The sequence below is a fragment of the Phyllobacterium sp. P5_D12 genome, assembly GCF_054049495.1.
Genome location: NZ_JBFUMG010000550.1, coordinates 1 through 2,941, shown reverse-complemented (window position 1 = coordinate 2,941; position 2,941 = coordinate 1). Strand labels below are relative to the sequence as shown.

At 58.2% G+C, this 2,941-nt stretch carries 3 protein-coding genes; all 3 read left to right on the top strand.

Annotated elements, in window-relative coordinates:
• Positions 1 to 37: 37 nt before the first annotated feature.
• A complete protein-coding gene (locus tag ACXJ5O_RS23330) occupies positions 38 to 1,627 on the top strand; it encodes an ABC transporter substrate-binding protein (RefSeq protein ID WP_457301986.1) in 1,590 nt (529 codons plus the stop codon).
• A gap of 10 nt (positions 1,628 to 1,637) precedes the next feature.
• Positions 1,638 to 2,597 carry an ABC transporter permease gene (locus ACXJ5O_RS23325; protein ID WP_210003620.1) on the top strand — a complete coding sequence of 320 codons (960 nt, stop codon included), beginning with the start codon at positions 1,638 to 1,640 and terminating at the stop codon, positions 2,595 to 2,597.
• A gap of 10 nt (positions 2,598 to 2,607) precedes the next feature.
• Positions 2,608 to 2,941 (top strand): ABC transporter permease (locus tag ACXJ5O_RS23320; protein WP_457301985.1); only part of this gene is annotated, 334 nt, incomplete at its 3' end.

Sequence of the window (2,941 nt, the reverse complement as noted above, 5' to 3'; positions counted from 1 at the left end):
GACGCCGGGCGTCGCAAGCAGAAGAAGGGGAATAGATATGTCAAACGAACTCGATTATCTCAGCCGCAGGGTTGCACTTGGCAAGCTTTCGCGCCGCGACTTTCTCGGCCGCGCCGCGGCTCTTGGCGTCACCACGGTCTTCGCCAATTCCCTGCTTTCAAGCGCTGCGCTTGCCGAAGGTCCGGTCAAGGGCGGAACGTTGAAAGCCGGCATGCAAGGCGGCGCTTCCACTGACAGTCTCGATCCCGCGACGTGGCAGAGCCAGGTTCCGTACAAATTCGGCCGCCAGTGGGGCGAACAGCTCGTCGAGATCCAGCCCGACGGCAAGCTCAATCCGAAACTCGCGACGGAATGGGGCTCATCGGACGATGCCAAGGTCTGGACCTTCAAGATCCGCAAGGGCGTGCAGTTCCATGACGGCAAGGAGATGACACCGGACGATGTCGTCGCCACGATGGAGCGTCATTCGGATGCCAATTCGAAATCCGGTGCGCTCGGCGTCATGGGCGGCATCGAGAGCGTGAAGAAAGACGGCGATACTGTTGTTTTCACACTGAAAGAAGCCAATGCCGATCTGCCGTTCCTGATGGATGACTACCACCTGATGATCCAGCCGGGCGGCGGCAAGGACAAGCCGACTGCCGGTATCGGTACCGGACCATACAAGGTGGTGACCGATGAGCCGGGCGTACGTCATATCGGGACGAAATTCCCCAACTACTGGGACGGCGACAAGCGCGGTCATGCCGAGCAGATCGAAATCATCGTCATCAACGATGCGACGGCCCGCACGGCGGCTCTGCAGTCCGGTCAGGTACACATGATCAACCGCGTCGAGCCGAAGATCGTCGATCTCGTCAAGCGTGTGCCGGGCGTGACAATCCAGAACGTTGCGGGCAAGGGGCATTACGTTTTCATCGCCCACTGCAATACCGCGCCGTTCGACAATATGGATCTGCGTATGGCGCTGAAGTATGCCATGAACCGCGAAGAGATGGTGAAGACCATTCTGCGCGGCTACGGTTCCGTAGGTAACGACACGCCGATCAACAAGGCATACCCGCTGTTTTCGGACGATATCGAACAGCGCAAATACGATCCGGACAAGGCGGCATTCCACTACAAGAAGTCCGGCCACGAAGGTTCGGTGCTTCTTCGCACTTCCGATGTTGCATTTCCCGGCGCAATCGATGCGGCGCAGCTCTATCAGCAGAGCGCTGCCAAGGCAGGCATCACCATCGAAGTCAAGCGCGAGCCTGGCGATGGTTACTGGTCGCAGGTCTGGAACAAGCAGCCATTCTCGGAATCCTACTGGGGTGGCCGTCCGACGCAGGACCAGATGTTCTCGACGGCTTATTATTCCAAGGCCGACTGGAACGACACGCGCTTCTTCAACGAGAAGTTCGACAAACTGCTGTTGCAGGCGCGCGGCGAACTGGACGAAGCCAAGCGCAAGGCAATGTATCGCGACATGAATGTCATCGTACGCGACGAGGGCGGCGTCATCGTGCCGATGTTCAATGACTTCATCGATGCGACGAGCAAGAAGGTTGGCGGCTGGGTGCCGGACGGCAATCAGGAGATGAGCGGCGGTTATGCATTGTCGCGCTGCTGGCTGATCGCGTAGAGGTCGGCGGATGAGTACGCCTGTCCTAAAACTGGTCGCCCAGCGCATTGCGATGGGCGTACTCCTTCTCCTTGCTGTTTCCGTGCTGATATTCGTCGGCACGCAGATTCTGCCTGGAGACGTCGCGCAGTCCATTCTCGGACAATCCGCCACGCCGCAAGCTCTCGAAAATTTGCGGCGTGACATGGGCCTCAACGATCCGGCCTATATCCGCTACTTCCGTTGGCTTGGCGGTATACTGACCGGCAATCTCGGCACGGCTCTCTCCAGCGGGCAGGACATCGCCACGTCGCTGAAGGACCGGCTGTGGAATACGCTGTTCCTCGCTTCGGCGGCGGCGGTGGTTTCGGTTCCGCTGGCAATCGGCCTCGGGCTGCTCGCCGTTCGCTACCGTAACGGCCCCGTCGACAAGATCATATCCGGGCTTGGTCTCGCCTCGACTTCATTACCGGAATTCTTCACCGGTTACCTGCTGATCTATTTCGTTGCCGTGCAGCTGCAATGGTTTCCAAGCGTTTCGACAGTTTACGAGGGGATGCCATTTGGTGAACGCCTGAGCGCCATTGCCCTGCCGGTCACGGTACTGACGCTTGTTGTTCTCGCACACATGATGCGCATGACCCGAGCGGCAATTCTCAACGTGATGCAGTCCGCCTATATCGAGACGGCTGAACTGAAAGGGCTGACGCCATTCCAGATCATTACCCGTCACGCCTTTCCCAATGCTATCGCGCCGATCGTCAACGTCGTCATGCTCAATCTCGCGTTCCTGATCGTTGGCGTGGTCGTCGTAGAGGTGATTTTTGTCTATCCCGGCATGGGTCAATATCTGGTCGATCACGTTGCCAAACGCGACGTTCCGGTCGTTCAGGCATGCGGGCTGGTTTTCGCGGCTGTCTATATCAGCCTCAATATTGTTGCTGATATCGTGGCGATTGTTTCCAATCCCCGCCTCAGACATCCGAAGTGAGGCCCGGCAGATGCTGAATATCAAGACCATACCTATCAGCGCGTGGATCGGCCTCATTATCACCGCGCTGTTTCTCTTCGCGGCAATCTTCGCCCCCTGGGTCGCTCCGTACTCTGTTGGCGAAACCGTTGGCGATGTGTGGGAGCCAAGTTCTGCAAAGTACTGGCTCGGCACCGATAATCTCGGGCGCGATCTGCTGTCGCGCATGATCTACGGCGCGCGTATCACGATATTCATCGCAGCAATGGCGACGGCATTGTCATTTATCCTGGGCTCGGTGCTGGGTTTTGCCGCAGCAGTGATTGGCGGCTGGTTCGATCAGCTCATGTCGCGCTTCGTCGACC